1 protein-coding gene is annotated in these 3,523 nt (G+C 74.2%); it reads right to left on the bottom strand.

The features are described from left to right. Positions 1–3,523 (bottom strand): type I polyketide synthase (locus tag ONA70_RS35355; protein WP_319959632.1); only part of this gene is annotated, 3,523 nt, incomplete at both ends.

The following is a 3,523-nucleotide window of genomic DNA, read 5'->3' on the forward strand; positions in this document are numbered from 1 at the left end:
TGAGGGCCTGGCGGATCACGCGTTCCTGGGAGGGCCCGTTGGGTGCGGTGAGGCCGTTGCTGGCGCCGTCCTGGTTCACCGCCGAGCCGCGGATGACCGCGAGGACCTGGTGGCCGCGTTCCCGGGCCACCGAGAGCCGTTCCAGCAGCAGCAGGCCGACGCCTTCGCCCCAGCCGGTGCCGTCGGCGGCGGCGGCGAACGGCTTGCACCGGCCGTCCGGCGACAGGCCCCGCTGCCGGCTGAACTCGACCAGCACCGTGGGAGTCGCCATCACCGTGACGCCGCCGGCCAGAGCCAGGTCGCATTCGCCGTTGCGGATCGCCTGGGCGGCCAGGTGCATCGCCACGAGGGACGACGAGCACGCCGTGTCCACGGTGACCGCCGGCCCCTCCAGGCCCAGCGTGTACGCGATCCGGCCCGAGGCGACGCTGCTGATGCTGCCGGTCAGCAGGTGACCTTCGAAGCCCTCCGGCGCCCGCTGGATCCGCCCTCCGTAGTCGTCGTACATCACGCCCGTGAACACGCCGGTCGCGGTGCCCCGCAGGCCGGTCGGGTCGATGCCGGCCCGCTCGACGCACTCCCACGCGGTCTCCAGCAGCAGCCGCTGCTGCGGGTCCATCGCGGTCGCCTCGCGCGGGCTGATCCCGAAGAACTCCGCGTCGAACCGCGCCGCGTCGTACAGGAAACCGCCGTGCCGGGTGTACGTCGTCCCGGTCCGCGCCGGGTCGGGGTCGTACAGCCCGGCCAGGTCCCAGCCGCGGTCCTCCGGAAACCCACCGATCGCGTCACCGTCGCGGATTACCAGGTCCCAGAGCTGTTCCGGGCTGCTCACCCCACCGGGATAGCGGCAGGCCATCCCCACGATCACCACCGGGTCGTCCGGTGCCGCCGTCGCCGCGGGCGCGACCGCCGCCGGGCCCACCCCGTCGGGTACGGCGGAGACCCGGGTCAGCAGGTGATCGATCACCGCGGCCGGGGTGGGGTGGTCGAAGACCAGCGTCGCCGGCAGGCGGAGTCCGGTGGCGGCGCTCAGCCGGTTCCGCAGTTCCACCGACACCAGCGAGTCGAACCCCAGCTCCTTGAACGCCCGGTCCAGCGGCACCGCCGACGGGGCGGGCAGGGCGAGCACTGTCGCCACCGTGGCCCCTACCAGCTCGCGGACCGCCTCCTCGCGGGCCGCCTCCGGGAGGCCGCCGAGCTGTTCCCGCCACCGCCCCCCGCCGGTGTTCCCGCCGCTACGGGGGCGGGTGAGGTGGGCCGGGAGCCGTGCCGGGTTGAGGTGGGCGGTGATGGTGGTGGGGTTGCCGGAGTTGAGGGCGGTGTCGAGGAGGGTGAGGGCGTGCGGGGTGGACAGCGGGGTGACGCCGGCGTTCTCGAGGCGGTGGAGATCAGCGGCGCCCAGGTGCGCGGTGAGCGTGCTGGAGTCGACCCAGAAGCCCCAGTTGAGGCTGGTGGCGGGGAGCCCATCGTGGTGGCGGTGTTCGGCGAGGGCGTTCTGGAAGGTGTTGGCGGCGGCGTAGTTGGCCTGGCCGGGGGTGCCGAGGGTGGCGGTGATGGAGGAGTAGAGGAGGAAGTGGGTGAGCCGGTGGTGGCGGGTGAGTTGGTGGAGGTGCCACGCCGCGTTGACCTTGGGGTCCAGGATCGGGTGCAGCTGCCGCGGGGTGAGGTTGGTGAGGGTGGCGTCGTGCAGGGCTCCGGCGGTGTGGATGACCGCGGTGAGCGGGTGAGCGCCGTGGTCGATGTGGTCGATCACCGCCGCCAGTTGGTCCCGGTCGGTGGTGTCACAGGTGGTGATGGTGATGGTGGCGCCGAGGCCGGTGAGCTGGTGGACGAGTGCCGGCGCGTCCCGGTGCTGCGGGCCCTGGCGGCTGACGAGGTGCAGGTGGCGCAGGCCGTGGTGTGCCACCAGGTGGCGGGCGGTGTGCTGGGCGAGGGTGCCGGTGCCGCCGGTGATCAGCGTGGTGCCGGCAGCGTCGAACGGTCGGGGTGCGGGTGCGGTGGTGTCGAGGGCCAGGTGGACGGTGTGCGCCGCGCCGGCGCGGATGGTCAGCTGCGGATGTGGGCTGAGGATCGCGGCGGGGAGGACGCGCAGGCTGTCCGGGGTGTGGTCGGTGTCGATGAGGGTGATGCGGTCGGGGTGCTCGGTCTGGGCGGTACGGGCCAGACCCCAGCAGGTGGCGGCCGGTAGGTCGGTCAGCCGGTCGTGCTCTTCGGCGCCGACCGCCCCGGTGGTGAGCACCGTGAGGTGAGTGCCGGCGTAGGTCGGCTCGGTGAGGAAGGTCTGCAGCGTGTGCAGGAGCCGCTCGGTGACCTCGTGCACCGCCGCCGGCACCTCGGCCTCGTCGTCGTCGGCGCGGTGCGCGGGCAACGCGACGATCACCTGCTCCGGCACGGGAACGTCCCCGCCGGTGACCGCCCGGTGGAGGGCGTCGAGGTCGGGGTAGCCGGGCAGTTCCCCGCCGGGCAGGGGCGCACCGATGACCGCCCACCGGTCGGTGGTGGCCGGCCCGGCCGGCAGCGCCACCGGCACCCAGTCCAACCGCCACAGGCGGCCGTCGTAGGTCTGCCGGCTCGCGTCGAGCTGGGCCGCGGTGACCGGCTGGAAGGCCAGCGAGTCCACCGAGACGATCACCCGCCCGCTGTCGTCGTGGACGGTGAGCCCGATGTCGTGCGGCCCCCGCCAGGTGAGCCGGACCCGTGCGCTGGTCGTCCTGGTGGGCCCGATCCGACGTACGCCGGACCAGGAGAAGGGCAGCCACAGTCGGCCGGGCTCCCGTGCCACGAGCGCGTCGACGGCCAGGTGCAGGGGCGCGTCCAGCAGCGCGGGGTGGATCCCGTACCCGTCGGTGGCGGCGGGCTCGGGCAACGCGACCTCGGCGTAGAGGTCGTCGCCGGCTCGCCAGGCCCGGCGTACGCCCTGGAAGGTGGGCCCGTAGTGGTAACCGAGCGAGGCGAGCCGACCGTACAGGTCGTTGACGTCGAGCGGGGTGGCACCGGCCGGCGGCCAGGCCGTGAGCGGTGCCTGGTCCGGCTCGCCGGTGCCGGCGTCGAGGACGGCGGTGGCGTGCCGGGTCCAGGTGACCTCGGCGGGCGCGTCGGACAGCCGGGAGTGGACGGTCAACGTCCGCCGGCCGCGCTCGTCCGGGGCGCCGACGGCGACCTGGAGGTCGGTCGGCTGCTCGCCGAGGCCGAGCGGGCCGTGCAGGGTGAGCTCGTCGAGGTGCGGGTGCCCGGTGGCTGCTCCGGCGTGCAGCGCGATGTCCACGAACGCGGTTGCCGGCAGCAGGCAGCCCGTGCCGACCGTGTGGTCGACCAGCCAGGGGTGGGTACGGGTGGAGAGTTGCGCGGTGTGCAGCTCCTCGCCACCGGTGGCGGTGGTGAGGGCGGCGCCGAGGAGGGCGTGCGTGCTGGGCCGCAGTCCGAGGTGGTGCGTGCTGGCGCTCGGGGCGGCGCTGAGCCAGTAGCTCTGACGGTCGAAAGGGTACGTCGGCGGGGTCAGGACTGCCGGTCCGGCGGGCGGGAC

The organism is Micromonospora yasonensis (genome assembly GCF_026013475.1).
GTDB classification, from domain to species: domain Bacteria; phylum Actinomycetota; class Actinomycetes; order Mycobacteriales; family Micromonosporaceae; genus Micromonospora; species Micromonospora yasonensis.